Origin of the sequence: Rhodococcus sp. 4CII, from assembly GCF_014256275.1 — a bacterium.
Lineage (GTDB): Bacteria > Actinomycetota > Actinomycetes > Mycobacteriales > Mycobacteriaceae > Rhodococcus_F > Rhodococcus_F wratislaviensis_A.
Window position 1 is genome coordinate 934,364 of sequence record NZ_JACCFE010000002.1, and the last position, 15,897, is coordinate 950,260.

The following is a 15,897-nucleotide window of genomic DNA, read 5'->3' on the forward strand; positions in this document are numbered from 1 at the left end:
GATGGAATTCACCGAACTTGCCGACTACCCCGTTCCGGTGGGTGCGCTCACCGAATGGTTACCGTGCGCCCGCTCGGAATGGGTGGACGATCCCCGCCCGGCGTCGTACATCCACGAGGCGCACCTGCGCCGCTGCGCCGACGCCGGCGGCCGGGAGTCCTGGCTGGGCACCGCCTTCGAGATCCGCGGCGCCCTGAACGTCTCGGCGTTCCGGACGGCGCTCGGGAGGTGGACCGACCGCCACGAGGTGTTGCGGTCGCACACGACCTTCGACTCGGAGACCGACCGCGTGCGGCGGCGCACGGTGCCGCAGGGCGGGCTGCACGTGGGCGTCGTCAGCCACGGCTACGACGCCGCGGGCGGCGACAACTTCGCACACCTCCAGGATCTGTTCGACGAGTACGCCTCGCCGCACAGCTGGCCGTCGTATGTCTTCGCAACGCTCGAGACGGTCGAGCGCGACCGTTTCACCGTGTTCTTCGCGGCAGACCATTCGATCATCGACGGATACTCCATCGTGCTGGTCGCGCACGAGCTGACCGCACTGTACGAGGAAGCCGTGTCCGGCCGGACGGCCAACCTGTTTCCGGTCGGCAGTTACGTCGACTTCGGCCACGAGGAGCGGGCGACCACCACGGACGCCGAGGTGAATCGTGCGGCGCTCGAGGTGTGGCGGTCCGCGCTCGAGGGACCGGGACTCCCCGAATTCCCTCTCGAGATCGGCCCGCGGACCACGCTGGCCCAGCAGAACCTGTCGGCGTGGATCCTCGACGCCGACCAGGCGGCCGCTTTCAATTCGGCCTGCCGCGAGGCGGATGTCGGATTCTTCCCCGGCCTGCTCGCCTGCCTCGGCCTGGCGGGCGCGGAAGTCGCAGGGCTCGAGCGCTTTCGGACCGTCACCCCGGTCCACACCCGGCACTCTCCACAGTGGGCGTCCGCGCTGGGATGGTTCGTGGGTCTCAGCCCGATCGATTTCGAGGTGCCGTCCGACGACTTCGCCGCGGTCGCGCGTGAGGCCGCCGACAGCGTGGCACGGACGAAGCCGCTCTCGGTGGTTCCGTTCGACCGGATCGAGAAGGAACTCGACATCCCCATCCGGCCACGCTTCGTCGTCTCCTACATGGACGTGCGGTTCGTGCCGGAGGCGGGACGTTGGCTGGAGCGCAATGCCCGGGCCCTGCGCAGCAGGCAGTACACCCACGACGTGTACGCGTGGATCAATCGAACGCCGCGGGGCGTCAATCTGGCGGTCCGATATCCGGGCAACGACATCGCCGCCGCCAGCGTCCATACGTGGGTCGGAAGCCTCCGCCGGCAAATAGAACAGGTTTCAACCAACTACCCGTCGGTAGGGTTGCGAAGCGTCGGACAGGCCTGATCGGAGTTTTTCGATCCGGTGACAACACCGATCACTTCGGTGCTTACACTCCGAAGTGATGCCGTAACCCACCGCTGGTGCCCCCAGGGGATCAGCGCGGAGACAGACCATGCGAACCACAGGAGGCTCAGTGCCCAGTCATGCCAGCGCGCACATCACCAAGGTGCTTGTCGCGAACCGCGGTGAGATCGCAGTGCGGGTGATCCGGGCCGCAGCCGATGCCGGCCTGGCCAGCGTCGCCGTCTACGCCGAACCCGACGCCGACGCCCCGTTCGTGCGCCTGGCCGACGAAGCCTTCGCCCTCGGCGGACAGACCTCCGCCGAATCGTATCTGGTGTTCGACAAAATCCTCGACGCCGCCGCCAAATCCGGCGCCGACGCCATCCACCCCGGCTACGGCTTCCTCTCCGAAAACGCCGACTTCGCCCAGGCCGTGATCGACGCCGGCCTGATCTGGATCGGCCCCTCCCCACAATCGATCCGCGACCTCGGCGACAAGGTCACCGCCCGCCACATCGCCGAAAAAGCCAAGGCCCCGATGGCCGCCGGCACCAAGGACCCCGTCAAGAACGCCGACGAGGTCGTCGCCTTCGCCCAGGAATACGGTGTCCCCGTCGCCATCAAGGCCGCCTTCGGCGGCGGCGGCCGCGGCATGAAGGTCGCCCACACCATCGAGGAAATCCCCGAACTGTTCGACTCCGCCACCCGCGAGGCCGTCGCCGCCTTCGGCCGCGGCGAATGCTTCGTCGAACAGTATCTGGACAAGGCCCGGCACGTCGAAGCGCAGGTCATCGCCGACCAGCACGGCAACGTCGTCGTCGCCGGCACCCGCGACTGCTCCCTGCAACGCCGCTTCCAGAAACTCGTCGAGGAGGCCCCCGCCCCGTTCCTCACCGACGACCAACGCGCCCGCATCCACTCCTCCGCCAAGGCCATCTGCCGGGAGGCCGGCTACTACGGCGCCGGCACCGTCGAATACCTCGTCCAGGGCGACACCGTCTCCTTCCTCGAGGTCAACACCCGCCTGCAGGTCGAACACCCCGTCACCGAGGAAACCGCCGGCATCGACCTGGTGCTGCAACAGTTCAAGATCGCCAACGGCGAAAAACTCGACATCCTCGAGGACCCCACCCCCCGCGGGCACGCCTTCGAATTCCGCATCAACGGCGAGGACGCCGGCCGCGGCTTCCTGCCCGCCCCCGGCCCGGTCACCAAGTTCGTGCCCCCCACCGGCCCCGGCGTCCGGATGGACTCCGGCGTCGAAACCGGGTCCGTGATCGGCGGCCAATTCGACTCCATGCTCGCCAAACTCATCGTCACCGGCGCCACCCGCGACGAAGCCCTCGCCCGCGCCCGCCGCGCCCTGGCCGAATTCCAGGTCGAAGGCCTCGCGACGGTCATCCCGTTCCACCGGGCCGTCGTCTCCGACCCCGCGTTCATCGGCGACGGCCAGTCCTTCGACGTGTACACCAAGTGGATCGAAACCGAATGGGACAACCAGATCGAACCGTTCACCGGTAACCAGCCGATCGACGAGGACGAGCACCTGCCCCGGCAGAACGTCGTCGTCGAGGTCGGCGGCCGCCGCGTCGAGGTGTCCCTGCCCGGCCAGTTCACCCTCGGCACCGGCACCGGCGCGGCCGGCGCGGTCCGGAAGAAGCCCAAGGCCCGCACCCGCGGCGGCGCCCACGGCGGCGCCGCGTCCGGTGACGCCGTCACCGCCCCCATGCAGGGCACCGTCGTCAAGGTCGCCGTCGAAGAAGGCCAACAGGTCGCCGAGGGCGACCTCATCGCCGTCCTCGAGGCCATGAAGATGGAAAACCCCGTCAACGCCCACAAGGCCGGCACCGTCACCGGCCTCGCCGTCGAACCCGGCGCCGCCATCACCCAGGGCACCGTCCTCGCCGAACTGAAATAGCCTGTCAGTACTCGTCAACCGCCCGCGGTGGACGAGTACTCACGGGTCAGTAGTCTGTACGCATGTCTGACGTTCCCGAGATCCGGATCGGCACCGCCGAACGTGAGCAGGCCCTGAACCTGTTGAGCGAACACTTCGCGGCGGGCCGGCTGACGGTCGTCGAGTTCGACGAGCGCAGTCTCGCGGTCACGAACGCCACGACGCGCGGTGAACTCGAACGAGTGTTCACCGATCTTCCGGCCACCACGGCCGACTCGCCCGCCACGGTCGAGTCGGCCGGCCCCGAGAGCGATCAGAACTGGCGCCGCATCGTGATGTCGGTGATCCCACTCGTCGCCCTCGTGCTGTTCTTCGTGGTCCCGGTCGACAACAGCTGGTTGTTCTTCCTGATGATTCCTGCCGCCGGCGCCATCCTGTTCGGGACCCGCGACGACCGTCACCGTGATCGCCGCCGCGATCGTGATCAGGACCGCTGACGTGGAACCTGTCGAGGTCAATGCCGGCGGCTGGTACCTGCGGGCTCTGCGCGCCGACGAACGGGTCGACGATCGCCCGGCGCTCGCGGACGGTGGGATCGCCGAACCCGATTATGTCGCCCGCCGCACGGCGCAGTGGCTGACCGACGAGCACTATTCGTGGGCGATCTGTCAGCCCAACACCGGCGAACTCCTCGCCGAGGTGGGGCTCACCCCGTCCGGTGACGCGGCGATCCTCACCGGGTGGGCGCGCCCGGGCCACGAGGATGCGCTCGCGAGCGGGTCCGATGCGGTGCAACGGTTCGCGGAAGGCGCACTGGGGTTCACGGTCGAGCGGTGAGTATGCGATCCGTTCCCGTGGCGGCCCTCACCGTTCTGACCCTGGTCATGCTGCTGTCCCCTGCGTCGGCGACCCCCTCCGGCCCCGAGCACGCCGACAAGGTGGTGCATGCCGCGTTGTTCGCGGCGCTGGCCGCCGCCTCACGCTATGCGCTGCTGACGCCGCGGGTCACGGTGCTGTGGCTCGCCGCGTTCGCGGTGACCACCGAAATCCTGCAGGCTGTGTTGCCCATCGGCAGGCACGGTTCGGTCTGGGACCTCTGCGCAGACATGGTGGGTGTGGCGATCGGGTTGTCCGCTCAGTCCGCGATCATGCGCTCCCGCAGCACGGCCTGAACCGCCGTGTCGAGGCCGAGGCCGTCGGAGAAATACCCTTCGATGGTCCCGTAGTGCTCGCGCATCACGGCCAGCGACACCTCGAGGTACTGCTGACGAACTCCGAGCACCGGCTCGAGCAACGCCGGGTCGCCGCCGGCGTCGACGAACCGCTCGAACACGCCCGCAAACGACGGAAGCAGAAGTTCGTTGGTCAGCAGGTAGTCGTGGAAGACGTCCTCCTCGCTGACCCCGACGAGCAGCAACAGCGCCGCGGTGGCCCAGCCCGTCCGGTCCTTGCCCGTGGTGCAGTGCACGAGAGCGGGCAAGGCGCCGTCCGAGGCGAGGCCGCCGAACAACGCCCGGTACGACGACACGGCGCTCGGCATCAGGACGAAATCGCGGTAGCTGCCTTCGAAGTACTCGATCGCGCGTCCGCCTCCCAGCTCGCGTTCGGCGATCATCGGGTCGGCGATCACCTGGAGCATCTGGGCGGGAATCGACCGTATCCCCTTGTCGGCGAGCACATCCAACGCGACCGCACGCGCCCCGCTCGGGAGAGTGTCGGGGGCCGCGTCACGTTCGTCGGCGGTGCGCAGGTCGTAGACCGTCCGAATGCCGAGGTCGGCGAGCAGCGGCAGGTCCGTGTCCGCGACCCGGCTGAGATCGGTCGATCGGTAGTACACGCCCGTGCGCACTTTCTGGCCGTCTCCGGTTCGGTAGCCGCCGACGTCTCGCAGGTTGGGCACGGACGTGAGCGGTATCGGCGTCATGCGTCGACGGTACCGCCCAGCACCCGGGCCAGCGCATCCACGGCGGCGTCGAGTTCCGCGGTCGTCACCGTCAGGGGCGGACGGAACCTGATCCCACGCTTGCCGGTCGGCAGGATCAGCACCCGCTCGCGGTCCCGCAGGTCCGCGACCACCCGGTCCCGTCGCTGCGACGTCGGGAGCGTGATCGCGCACATGAGGCCGCGTCCCCGCGGCTCGGTCACGTCGGCGTTCGCGCGGGCGAGTCCCCGCAGTCGTTCGAGGAGGTGCGCCCCGGTCATCCGGGCCCGGTCGACGAGCCGGTCCGCCTCGATGATCTCGAGGATCCGGCGGGACCGCACCATGTCGGTGAGGTTGCCACCCCAGGTGGAGTTGATCCGCGAGCTGACGGCGAACACGTTGCCGGGGACGTCGTCCACCCTGCCGCCGGCCATGATTCCGCAGACCTGGGTCTTCTTACCGAATGCGACGACGTCGGGGTGCACTCCCAATTGCTGGTACGCCCAAGCGGTGCCGGTGAGACCGCATCCGGTCTGCACCTCGTCGAAGACGAAGAGAGCGTCGTTGTCTCGGCAGAGTGCTTCCATCGCCTGGAAGAATTCCGGGCGGAAGTGGTGGTCTCCCCCCTCTCCCTGGATCGGCTCGGCGATGAAACACGCCACGTCCGAAGGGTTTTCCGCGAAGGCGCGGCGCGCCTGGTCGAGTGCGTGACGTTCGGCTTCCTCGACATTCCGCCCGTCCGCGAGGTACGGGGAGTCGATGCGCGGCCAGTCGAACTTGGGGTACCGCGCCACCTTGCCGGGCTCGGTGTTGGTGAGCGACATGGTGTATCCGCTGCGGCCGTGGAACGCCTCGGTCAGGTGGAGCACCTTCGAGCCGAGCGCCGGGTCGAGCCCTCGGCTCTCGTTGAGCCTGCTCTTCCAGTCGAACGCCACCTTGAGTGCGTTCTCGACGGCGAGTGCGCCACCGTCGATGAAGAAGAGGTGCGGCAGTGCGGGATCCCCGAGCACGCGGGCGAACGTCTCGACGAACCGCGCCATCGGGACGGTGTAGATGTCGGAGTTGCTCGGCTTGTTGATCGCGGCCACCGCCAGTTCCCGGCGGAAGGTGTCGTCGTCGGCGAGTTCGGGGTTATTCATCCCCAGGGCCGACGACGCGAAGAACCCGAACATGTCCAGGTAGCTGGTGCCGTCCCTGAGGTCGACGAGATGCGTCCCGCGGGAGCGTTCCAGGTCGAGCACCAGGTCGAAACCGTCGACCAGAATGCGTTCGCGCAGCACGTCGTGCACCTGGCTCGCAGGCAGCTCGCCCCCACTTCCGGTGAATCGAATCGCGGTGCTCATACCGAGAGATTACGTCAAAATTCCTGTCGAGCGGCGGCACTTCGGCAATATATCCGGCACAAGGCTCATTTGTCGTAAAATGTTTGCAGGATGATGGTGCTGCGGGTGTGTACGTTGGCGGTGGCCCGGATCTCCTGCAGCAGGTGTTCGAGCTCCCGCGGCGACGCGACACGCACCAGCAGCACATAGCTTTCCTCCCCCGCTACCGAATGGCAGGCTTCGATTGCGGGGAGGTCCCGCAACCGGGCGGGTGCATCGTCGGGCTGCGACGGATCGAGAGGGGTGATCGCGACGAATGCGGAAAGTCCGTGCCCGAGCGCATCCGGATCGATCTTCGCGGTGTACCCGCGGATCACTTTGCGGGCCTCGAGTCTGCGTACCCTCGACTGCACCGCCGAGATCGACAGCCCGGCCTTCTCGGCCAGGGTCGCCAGAGTCGCCCGGCCGTCGGCCACCAGCTCCTGCATCAGGACCCGATCGATGTCGTCGAGAGGAGTATGGGGTGCGTCGCTACGGAAAGATTCCACCACCAGCGCAGGCTAGCCCAGCGGAGGTGCACGATGGATGAAACCTGGGAGCTGCGCGACCGCTTCGCCCGGCGTCGCCTCGACGTTCTGGTGCGCCACGCGTCGTTTCACGCGCTCGCCGACCCGGACCGGATCGTGGTTTGCGGAGTCGCGCGGGATTGCACTGACACCCGAAGGGCGCGAATGGTTCGACCGCCCGGCAGTCGAGTTCGGCGTCCGTGCGTGGTCGGCGGCGCGACCGACGCTCACCTACGGTGGCTCGCCAAGACGCTCGGCCGGCCCGTGACGAACCCGGTCGTGCTCTACCGACGACAGCAGGACACCACCCGAGAGAGGACAGCATCGTGAATCTTCCCGCCCCCGAGGAGTTGTGCCGACGCGCCGAGGATGCGCTGATCCGGTGCGGTGCCGAGATCACCGAGGCCGGCGGCCCACTCGTCGCGCGCACACCGATCACCGGAACCGAATTGCGCACGGTGACCGCCAGCAGCGCCGACGACGTGGACCGGGCGATCACCACAGCGTACGAGGCATTTCTGGAGTGGCGGTCCGTCCCCGCCCCTCGGCGCGGCGCCGTGGTGCGCCGGCTGGGTCAGCTTCTGACGGAGCACAAGACCGATCTGGCCGAACTCGTCACCCTCGAGGCAGGCAAGATTCCGTCCGAGGCGCAGGGCGAAGTGCAGGAGATGATCGACATCTGCGAATTCGCGGTCGGGTTGTCCCGCCAGTTGTACGGCAGGACGATGGCCTCGGAACGTCCCGGACATCGCCTCATGGAGACGTGGCATCCGCTGGCCGTGGTCGGGGTGATCTCCGCGTTCAACTTCCCCGTCGCCGTGTGGTCGTGGAACACCGCCGTCGCCCTGGTCTGCGGCGACACGGTGGTGTGGAAGCCGTCCGACCGGACTCCGCTCACGGCGATCGCGTGTGATGCCCTGCTGGCACAGGCGGCCCGGGACGTCGGCGCACCCGCAGGAATCCACGCGGTGATCCAGGGTGGGGGCGACGTCGGCGAGCGACTCGTCGACGACGCTCGCGTCGCGTTGGTCAGCGCTACCGGGTCGGTGCGGATGGGTCGCGCCGTGGCGCCACGCGTCGCCGCGCGTTTCGGCAAATGCCTGCTCGAACTGGGCGGCAACAATGCGGCGGTCGTCGCCCCGTCAGCCGATCTCGATCTGGCGGTTCGGGGCATCGTGTTCTCCGCGGCAGGAACGGCGGGGCAACGCTGCACATCCCTGCGGCGGCTGATCGTCCACTCGTCCGTCGCGGACGAACTGGTGCAACGTATCTCCTCGGCCTACGGCCAGCTGAAGGTCGGGAATCCGTTCGACGACGGCGTCCTCGTCGGTCCGCTGGTGAACCGATCCGCGTTCGACGCCATGCAGACCGCGTTGGACAAGGCCCGCGCCGACGGCGGCACCGTCGTCTGCGGCGGCGAACGCAGCGGTGGCAGCGACTCCGCCTACTACGTCTCGCCGGCCGTCGTCCGCATGCCTGCCCAGACGTCGGTGGTCCGGGAAGAGACCTTCGCACCGATCCTCTACGTCCTCACCTACGACACCTTCGATCAGGCGATCGCGTTGCACAATGAAGTGCCCCAAGGCCTTTCGTCGTCGATCTTCACCACCGATCAGCGTGAGGCCGAGCGGTTCCTCGCGGCAGACGGTTCCGACTGCGGCATCGCCAACGTGAACATCGGCACGTCCGGCGCGGAAATCGGTGGAGCCTTCGGTGGAGAGAAGGAAACGGGCGGCGGACGTGAGTCCGGGTCCGACGCATGGAAGGCCTATATGCGCCGCGCGACCAACACCATCAACTACTCCGACCAACTCCCGCTCGCACAAGGGGTGGAGTTCACCTGATCGACGGTGCCGACCGGCTACTCTCGGGGCGTGAGCAACTGGACCGAGATGGCGCGTGAGATTGCCGAGAACGTGTTGTTCCCGGTGGCCGACAGCGTCGACGCCGACGGCGAGATTCCCGACAGTCACTTCGAGACGCTCGCGGCCGACGGCTTCTACGGGCTCGCGGCACCCGGCGAGGACAGTGTGACGCCGTCGGTGCTGGTCGATGTGATGGAGACATTGTGCGGCGGCTGCCTCGCGACCGCGTTCACGTGGATGCAGCATCACGGCGTCGTGGCCGGTCTCGCCGGCTCACCGAAACACCGCCCTGCAGGATCGCTACCTCGACGGTCTCATCGACGGCACGGTGCGGGCCGGCGTCGCGCTGGCCGGCGCGATTCCCGTCCCGCCGACACTGTGGGCACGCAGCGTCGACGACGGATACGTACTCGACGGGGTGTCGCCGTTCGTGACCGGCTGGGGCATCGTCGATCTTCTCCAGGTGTCGGCGCGCGACGAATTCGACGACTCCATCGTGCACGTCATCATTCCCGCGCAGCCGCTGCGAGGGCTCACCGTCGAGGAACTGCCGCTGATCGCGGCCCGCGGGTCCAACACCGTCCGGTTGACATTCGACGGGCTCGCGGTGCCGCGGGATCTGGTGAGTGCCGTCGTCTCCCCCGACGATTTCGCGAAGAGCCAGATCTTCGGGTCGTGGATCAACGGGTGCATGGCGATGGGTATCACCCGCCGGGCGATCAGCGAATTGGACACTCTCGGGGTGGACGCGGACCCGTTCGAGGAGCAGGCCGCCAGGGCACGCCTCGATCTCAACGCCGCCCTCGAGGGCCGGGCCGACATCTCCGATGCGCGCGCTCGCGCTTCGGAACTCGCGATCCGTACCGCGACCGCCCTCGTCACGGCGAAGGGCAGTTCGTCTCTGCTGGCCGGGAACACCGCGGAACGACTGATGCGCGAGGCCACTTTCACGCTCGTCGCAGCGGGACGGCCGGCGATCAAGTCCGCGTTGCTTCAACGCCTCGGCCGCGACTAGCGGCTTCGTACCGAAAGTAGGTCTCGTCCATGGCATGCCGTATCAGTGAACTCGTGCTCGGTTGCCGCGATCCCGAGGTGCTGGCGCGGTTCTGGTGCGAGGTCCTGGACTTCGTGATGCTCGACCGCGAGGGCGACGAAGTCATCGAGATCGGGCCGCGCGAAGGGTTCGGCGGCCCGCAGCCGACGATCATTCTCAGCCGCCGAGACGAACCGGAACCCGGGAATCCCCGGCTGCACATCGACGTCAACGCCACCGACCGCGATCAGGACGCCGAACTCGAACGCCTCCTCGAACTCGGCGCACGCCCGGCCGACATCGGCCAGACCGGGGAAGAGCCCTGGCACGTCCTCGCCGATCCCGAAGGCAACGAATTCTGCCTGCTCCGAGCACGCCTCGCTCCACTTTGACAACCTCGCCGGCGCGGGATCCTCTGCACCGCGTCGAGTTCGTGGCCACCGGAGCTGCGCGTGCGTACCTGTCGGTGCCGTCGTCTACCGTCTGACGGCTCCACCGTCGTTCGCTCCGGCAGCAGTACCCGCCGCGGATCTCGCGACTGTGTGACTGCAGGCCTCGACTACGGCACTCGGCCGTCGGCTCGCGCCCGGTCACGCAACCGCCGGCGAGCCCGATCGATCAGCTCACCGGCATGGTGTCGGTGATTGATTCGCGGTTTTCTGTCCGGGTCGATGCGCGGCGGCGGTATCCATTCGGTGCGTCCGGCGTACGCGTCCCCGGGTGGCACGCTGGTGGTCGCCCAACCTGTGGGCCCGTCGTGCACCCGGGCACGGCAGTGCGGGTTCGGCGAGCTTCAGTGCGTCGTCGACGGGGAGGAGGCCACCGGTGGCTGTGGTGGCCACCCCGCCGGCTGCCTTCCCGAGTTGGTCGAGGGTCATGGAGATGATCGCCGCGACAGGCATACCCCGATGCCGACCGAGGATCCCGGATTCGAGAATCACCCGGAACATCGCGCTGAGGGCGTCGTGGTTCCGCTGCGCAGCGGTGCGGGTGTCCCTCGCTGCGGCGGCTGCCACGGCGTCACGATCGATCGACGGGTCCTCGGCGTCGCCGCGTGGTGACGATCGTCGCCCAGTTCCCGTCGGGATCGAGATGAGCGAGGAAGCGGTGGCCGGCATTCTCCACGTCCTCCGGAGTACCGCCGCGCGCACATTCGGCCAGGATGGATTCGGCTGTGGCGATGTCCGAGTTCGGCACGGCGTGCGGGATCTTGCGCATGATCTTCGCGACTGCGCGGGCGTGGTCGGGGCCGATGGCACCGTCGCGTCCGCTGGGTTTCGGTACACGCCACACGGGGGCCGCGCCCCGCCGAATAGGGCTCCCGCGCGGCGATCACCGCGTAGCCCGCATCGAGCATCGGACATCGATGTGCCGTGCGTGTCGTACCCCCGGTGCACTATGGAACGGTGACCGACGTCCTGGGCAGATTCTCTGCCGCCACGCGCGAGTGGTTCGGCGGCGCCTTTCCCGCGCCGACGGCCGCGCAGCTCGGTGCGTGGGAGTCGATCGCCAGCCGAGCGCACACGCTGGTCGTCGCGCCGACCGGGTCGGGCAAGACACTGTCCGCGTTCCTGTGGTCCCTCGACCAACTCGCCGCCACCGACGGGAAGGACCGCAAGACCAAGGTCCTCTACATCTCCCCGCTGAAGGCGCTGGGCGTCGACGTCGAACGCAACCTGCGCGCGCCACTCGTCGGGATCACGCAGACGGCGAAGCGGCTCGGGCTCACGCCGCCGGAAATCTCGGTGGGTGTCCGCTCCGGCGACACACCGGCCGGCGACCGGCGCGCGCTGATCAAGAATCCACCCGACATCCTCATCACCACCCCCGAGTCGCTGTTCCTGATGCTCACGTCCGCTGCGCGCGAGACGCTCACCCAGGTCGACACCGTCATCGTCGACGAGGTGCACGCCGTGGCCGGCACCAAGCGCGGCGCCCACCTGGCCCTGTCGCTCGAACGCCTCGACCAGCTGCTCGAGACGCCGGCGCAGCGCATCGGTCTGTCCGCGACGGTGCGGCCCCACGAGGAGGTGGGCCGGTTCCTGTCCGGTTCGGCGCCCATCCGCATCGTGGCGCCGCCGTCGCCGAAGACGTTCGACCTCACCGTTCAAGTGCCGGTCGAGGACATGACGGAACTCGGGCTCGCCGAACCGGCCGAGGGTTCGGCCTCGGCGACGCCGCACGCGGGGTCGATCTGGCCGCACGTCGAGGAACAGATCGTCGACCTCGTGCTGGCGCACCGGTCGTCCATCGTGTTCGCCAACTCGCGACGCCTCGCCGAGCGCCTCACCGCGCGCCTCAACGAGATCTACGCCGAACGCGCCGGAACCGCCGTCGACAAGAACCCGAAACCCGCGTCGCAGATCGGCGCACCGTCCGAGGTCAACTTCGGTGCGGACCCCCTCCTCGCCCGCGCCCACCACGGGTCGGTCAGCAAGGATCAGCGAGCCCTCATCGAGGACGACCTGAAGTCGGGACGGCTGCGGTGCGTGGTCGCGACGAGCAGCCTCGAACTCGGAATCGACATGGGCGCAGTCGATCTCGTGATCCAGGTGGAGGCGCCACCGTCGGTGGCGAATGGGCTGCAGCGCGTCGGCCGCGCCGGACACCAGGTCGGGGAGATCTCGCGCGGCGTGGTGTTCCCGAAGCACCGCACAGATCTGGTGCACTGCGCCGTCACCGTCGAGCGGATGGTCACCGGCAAGATCGAGGCGCTCGCCGTCCCCGCGAACCCGCTCGACATCCTTGCCCAGCACACGGTGGCGGCCACCGCACTCGAACCACTCGACGTCGACGACTGGTTCGAGACGGTCCGGCGGAGCGGCTCGTTCGCGACGCTGCCACGCTCTGCGTACGAGTCCACCCTCGACCTCCTTGCGGGTCTGTACCCGTCCGACGAATTCGCCGAGCTCCGGCCCCGCCTCGTCTGGGACCGCGAGGCCAACACCCTCACGGGACGTCCCGGGGCGCAGCGACTCGCCGTCACGTCGGGCGGTGCCATCCCCGACCGCGGCCTGTTCACGGTCTACATGGTCGGCGAGAAGGCGTCCCGCGTCGGCGAACTCGACGAGGAGATGGTGTACGAGTCGCGGGTCACCGACGTCTTCGCACTCGGGGCCACCAGCTGGCGGATCGAGGAGATCACCTTCGACCGGGTGCTGGTCAGCCCCGCCTACGGCCAGCCGGGGCGGCTGCCGTTCTGGCACGGCGACGGCCTGGGGCGTCCGGCGGAACTGGGCGAGGCACTCGGACAGTTCCTGCGGGAGGTCTCACTCGGGCACGAGACGGAGGTGCAGGAACGCTGCCGTACCGGCGGACTCGACGAGAACGCCACGAGCAACCTCGTGCAGCTCGTCGCCGAGCAGAAGGCGGCGACCGGTCAGGTCCCCACCGACCGCACTCTGGTGGTCGAACGGTTCCGGGACGAACTCGGCGACTGGCGGCTCATCCTGCACTCGCCGTACGGCCAGCGTGTCCACGCGCCGTGGGCGCTGGCGGTGAGCGCGCGGCTGAGCGAACGGTACGGTCTCGACTCGAACGCGACCGCCTCCGACGACGGCATCATCGTGCGCCTCCCCGACACCGACGACACCCCACCCGGCGCCGACCTGTTCGCGTTCGACACCGACGAGATCGAGGACATCGTCACCGAACAGGTCGGCGGTTCCGCGCTGTTCGCGTCGCGGTTCCGCGAATGCGCGGCCCGGGCGCTGCTGCTGCCACGCCGCACACCGGGCAAACGCGCACCACTCTGGCAGCAGCGTCAACGGTCCGCCCAGCTGCTCGACGTCGCCCGCAGGTATCCGACGTTCCCGATTCTGCTCGAGACCGTCCGCGAATGCCTGCAGGACGTCTACGACCTCCCGGCGCTGAAAGACCTGTTCCGTAAGCTCGCACGCCGTCAGATTCGCATCGTCGAGGTCGAGACGCAGTCGCCGTCGCCGTTCGCCGGCGCGCTGCTGTTCAACTATGTCGGCGAATTCATGTACGAGGGCGACAGCCCCCTCGCCGAACGCCGGGCGGCGGCCCTGTCCCTGGACTCGACACTGCTGGCGGAGCTGCTCGGACGGGTGGAACTGCGCGAACTGCTCGACGCGGACGTCATCGCCCACGCCGAACTCGAACTGCAGCGCCTGCTGCCCGACCGCAAGGCGAAGGATCTCGAAGGCGTCGCCGACCTGCTGCGCATGCTCGGGCCCCTGACCTCCGACGAAGTCGCCGCCCGGTCGACGACCGATCCCACCCCCTGGCTCGACGAGCTCGTGCGCGCCAAACGAGCGCTCGCCGTGTCCTTCGCCGGTCACGACTGGTGGACGGCCATCGAGGACGCCGCGCGCCTACGGGACGGCCTCGGAGTGCCGCTGCCCATCGGGGTGCCCGCCGCCTTCATCGAACCCGTCGACGATCCACTCGCCGACCTGATCAGCCGGTACGCCCGCACCCACGGCCCGTTCACGATCACCGACGCGGCCACCCGGTTCGGGCTCGGTTCCGCGGTGGCCCGCGACGTGTTGCAGCGGCTCGCGCAGGGCAAACGCGTCGTCGAGGGCGAGTTCCGGCCCGGTGCCACGGGCAGTGAGTGGTGCGACGCCGAGGTGCTCCGCCGACTCCGCAGGCGTTCTCTGGCCGCCGCGCGTCAGGAGGTCGAACCGGTCAGCACGGCCACCCTCGGCCGCTTCCTCCCGAGCTGGCAACACGTCGGGGGCACACTGCGCGGCATCGACGGGGTAGCCACTGTCGTGGAACAGCTTGCGGGCGTTCCGGTTCCCGCCTCGGCGCTCGAATCGCTGATCCTGCCGTCGCGGGTCGCCGACTACTCCCCCGCCATGCTCGACGAACTCACGTCCACCGGCGAGGTGTTGTGGTCGGGCGCAGGCAGCATCTCGGGCAAGGACGGATGGGTGTGTCTCCACCCGGCCGACACCGCTCCGCTCACACTGACCGCGCCGGTGGAATCGGAACTGTCGGAGGTCCAGAGCCCGGTCCTCGACACACTCGCCGGCGGTGGCGCGTACTTCTTCCGGCAACTCGCGGACACCCTCGACATGTCCGACGACACGGCACTGGCCACCGCCTTGTGGGATCTGGTGTGGCTCGGACACATCGGCAACGACACCCTCGCCCCGGTGCGCGCCCTGCTGTCGGACACGACTCGGACCACGACGAGCCACCGCTCGCCGCGACGACCTCCACGCGCCCGCGCCTACCGCAGCCTCGCGGTTCCGAAGCGCACCGCGCCACCCACGGCCGGGGGACGGTGGTCGATCCTCCCCGCCGCCGAATCCGATGCCACCCTGCGGGCCAGCGCCACCGCCGAACTGCTGCTGGAGCGATACGGGGTGGTCACCCGCGGGTCCGTGATGACCGAAAACGTGCCCGGGGGCTTCGCGTTGATGTACAAGGTGCTGGGCACGTTCGAAGACAACGGTCGCTGCCGGCGGGGACATTTCGTCGACACGCTCGGCGGTGCGCAATTCTCCACCCCACCCGTGGTGGACCGACTCCGGAGCTACGGCGACTCACTCGAGGGCAGACACACCGCGCTGCCCGCCGTGACGCTCGCCGCGAGCGATCCCGCCAACCCGTACGGTGCGGCGCTCCCCTGGCCGAAACGCGGTGACGACGCACCCGCGCACCGGCCCGGACGCAAGGCCGGTGGCCTCGTGGTGCTCGTCGAGGGCGAGCTGATCCTGTTCGTCGAACGGGGCGGTCGCACGGTCCTCACCTTCACCGACGACCCCGGTGTTCTCCGCACCGCGGCCGTCGCCCTCGCCGGGGTGGTCAAACGCGGAGGGATCGACAAGATCGTGGTCGAGAAGGTCGACGGCGACACCATCCACGGCAGCGACTTCGCTCCGATCCTGACCGAGGCCGGGTTCTCGCCCACGCCGCGCGGTTTCCGGTTGCGAGCCTGA

The 15,897-nt window shown here is 68.7% G+C and carries 13 protein-coding genes and 1 pseudogene; 9 read left to right on the forward strand and 5 right to left on the reverse strand.

Features of this window, described 5'->3' with window-relative positions:
• Nucleotide 1: 1 nt before the first annotated feature.
• The 5 genes from H0B43_RS05325 to H0B43_RS05345 all read left to right on the forward strand — a co-directional run bounded on the left by H0B43_RS05325 (nt 2) and on the right by H0B43_RS05345 (nt 4,447).
• The gene (locus H0B43_RS05325; protein WP_185728986.1) at nt 2-1,378 is read left to right on the forward strand and encodes a condensation domain-containing protein; all 1,377 of its coding nucleotides are present in this window, start codon (nt 2-4) and stop codon (nt 1,376-1,378) included.
• A gap of 130 nt (nt 1,379-1,508) precedes the next feature.
• Nucleotides 1,509-3,296: an acetyl/propionyl/methylcrotonyl-CoA carboxylase subunit alpha gene (locus H0B43_RS05330; protein ID WP_185728985.1), complete on the forward strand. Its 1,788-nt coding sequence runs from the start codon at nt 1,509-1,511 to the stop codon at nt 3,294-3,296.
• A 62-nt stretch (nt 3,297-3,358) separates the two neighbouring features.
• Nucleotides 3,359-3,772 (forward strand): DUF1707 domain-containing protein, encoded by a 414-nt coding sequence (locus tag H0B43_RS05335; RefSeq protein WP_185728984.1) that lies wholly within the window; start codon nt 3,359-3,361, stop codon nt 3,770-3,772.
• Nucleotide 3,773: 1 nt separating this feature from the next.
• Nucleotides 3,774-4,112, forward strand: a complete 339-nt coding sequence (locus H0B43_RS05340) for a hypothetical protein (RefSeq protein WP_185728983.1) — start codon at nt 3,774-3,776, stop codon at nt 4,110-4,112.
• A gap of 2 nt (nt 4,113-4,114) precedes the next feature.
• Nucleotides 4,115-4,447 carry a VanZ family protein gene (locus H0B43_RS05345; RefSeq protein WP_185730089.1) on the forward strand — a complete coding sequence of 111 codons (333 nt, stop codon included), beginning with the start codon at nt 4,115-4,117 and terminating at the stop codon, nt 4,445-4,447.
• Here H0B43_RS05345 and H0B43_RS05350 read toward each other — a convergent pair.
• The 3 genes from H0B43_RS05350 to H0B43_RS05360 all read right to left on the reverse strand — a co-directional run bounded on the left by H0B43_RS05350 (nt 4,411) and on the right by H0B43_RS05360 (nt 7,069).
• Nucleotides 4,411-5,199, reverse strand: a complete 789-nt coding sequence (locus H0B43_RS05350; RefSeq protein WP_185728982.1) for a tyrosine-protein phosphatase — start codon at nt 5,197-5,199, stop codon at nt 4,411-4,413. The two genes, H0B43_RS05345 and H0B43_RS05350, sit on opposite strands and share 37 nt — an antisense overlap.
• Nucleotides 5,196-6,539 carry an L-lysine 6-transaminase gene (lat, locus tag H0B43_RS05355; RefSeq protein ID WP_185728981.1) on the reverse strand — a complete coding sequence of 448 codons (1,344 nt, stop codon included), beginning with the start codon at nt 6,537-6,539 and terminating at the stop codon, nt 5,196-5,198. The genes H0B43_RS05350 and lat overlap by 4 nt, the downstream gene beginning before the upstream one ends.
• Before the next feature lie 65 nt (nt 6,540-6,604).
• Complete coding sequence (locus H0B43_RS05360) at nt 6,605-7,069, reverse strand: Lrp/AsnC family transcriptional regulator (protein ID WP_185728980.1); 465 nt, start codon at nt 7,067-7,069, stop codon at nt 6,605-6,607.
• A 341-nt stretch (nt 7,070-7,410) separates the two neighbouring features.
• Between H0B43_RS05360 and H0B43_RS05365 the strand changes: the two genes are divergently transcribed.
• The 3 genes and pseudogenes from H0B43_RS05365 to H0B43_RS05375 all read left to right on the forward strand — a co-directional run bounded on the left by H0B43_RS05365 (nt 7,411) and on the right by H0B43_RS05375 (nt 10,374).
• Nucleotides 7,411-8,928 (forward strand): aldehyde dehydrogenase family protein, encoded by a 1,518-nt coding sequence (locus H0B43_RS05365; protein WP_185728979.1) that lies wholly within the window; start codon nt 7,411-7,413, stop codon nt 8,926-8,928.
• A gap of 30 nt (nt 8,929-8,958) precedes the next feature.
• Nucleotides 8,959-9,964: pseudogene (locus tag H0B43_RS05370) on the forward strand (acyl-CoA dehydrogenase family protein).
• A gap of 29 nt (nt 9,965-9,993) precedes the next feature.
• Nucleotides 9,994-10,374 carry a VOC family protein gene (locus H0B43_RS05375; RefSeq protein WP_185728978.1) on the forward strand — a complete coding sequence of 127 codons (381 nt, stop codon included), beginning with the start codon at nt 9,994-9,996 and terminating at the stop codon, nt 10,372-10,374.
• Between the two features lie 231 nt (nt 10,375-10,605).
• Here the strand turns inward: H0B43_RS05375 and H0B43_RS05380 are convergent, their stop codons facing one another.
• Nucleotides 10,606-10,998, reverse strand: coding sequence for a DUF222 domain-containing protein (locus tag H0B43_RS05380; protein ID WP_312033917.1), 393 nt, complete (start codon nt 10,996-10,998; stop codon nt 10,606-10,608).
• Nucleotides 10,999-11,002: 4 nt separating this feature from the next.
• A complete protein-coding gene (locus H0B43_RS42780; RefSeq protein ID WP_312033916.1) occupies nt 11,003-11,275 on the reverse strand; it encodes a DUF222 domain-containing protein in 273 nt (90 codons plus the stop codon).
• A gap of 113 nt (nt 11,276-11,388) precedes the next feature.
• Here H0B43_RS42780 and H0B43_RS05385 point away from each other — a divergent pair, with 113 nt between their 5' ends.
• Nucleotides 11,389-15,897: an ATP-dependent helicase gene (locus tag H0B43_RS05385; protein ID WP_185728977.1), complete on the forward strand. Its 4,509-nt coding sequence runs from the start codon at nt 11,389-11,391 to the stop codon at nt 15,895-15,897.

Coding starts and splice junctions, on each gene's coding strand:
- H0B43_RS05325 (WP_185728986.1), top strand. CDS start 2: ATGGAATTCACCGAACTTGCCGACTACCCCGTTCCGGTGGGTGCGCTC.
- H0B43_RS05335 (WP_185728984.1), top strand. CDS start 3,359: ATGTCTGACGTTCCCGAGATCCGGATCGGCACCGCCGAACGTGAGCAG.
- H0B43_RS05345 (WP_185730089.1), top strand. CDS start 4,115: ATGCGATCCGTTCCCGTGGCGGCCCTCACCGTTCTGACCCTGGTCATG.
- H0B43_RS05350 (WP_185728982.1), bottom strand. CDS start 5,199: ATGACGCCGATACCGCTCACGTCCGTGCCCAACCTGCGAGACGTCGGC.
- lat (WP_185728981.1), bottom strand. CDS start 6,539: ATGAGCACCGCGATTCGATTCACCGGAAGTGGGGGCGAGCTGCCTGCG.
- H0B43_RS05375 (WP_185728978.1), top strand. CDS start 9,994: ATGGCATGCCGTATCAGTGAACTCGTGCTCGGTTGCCGCGATCCCGAG.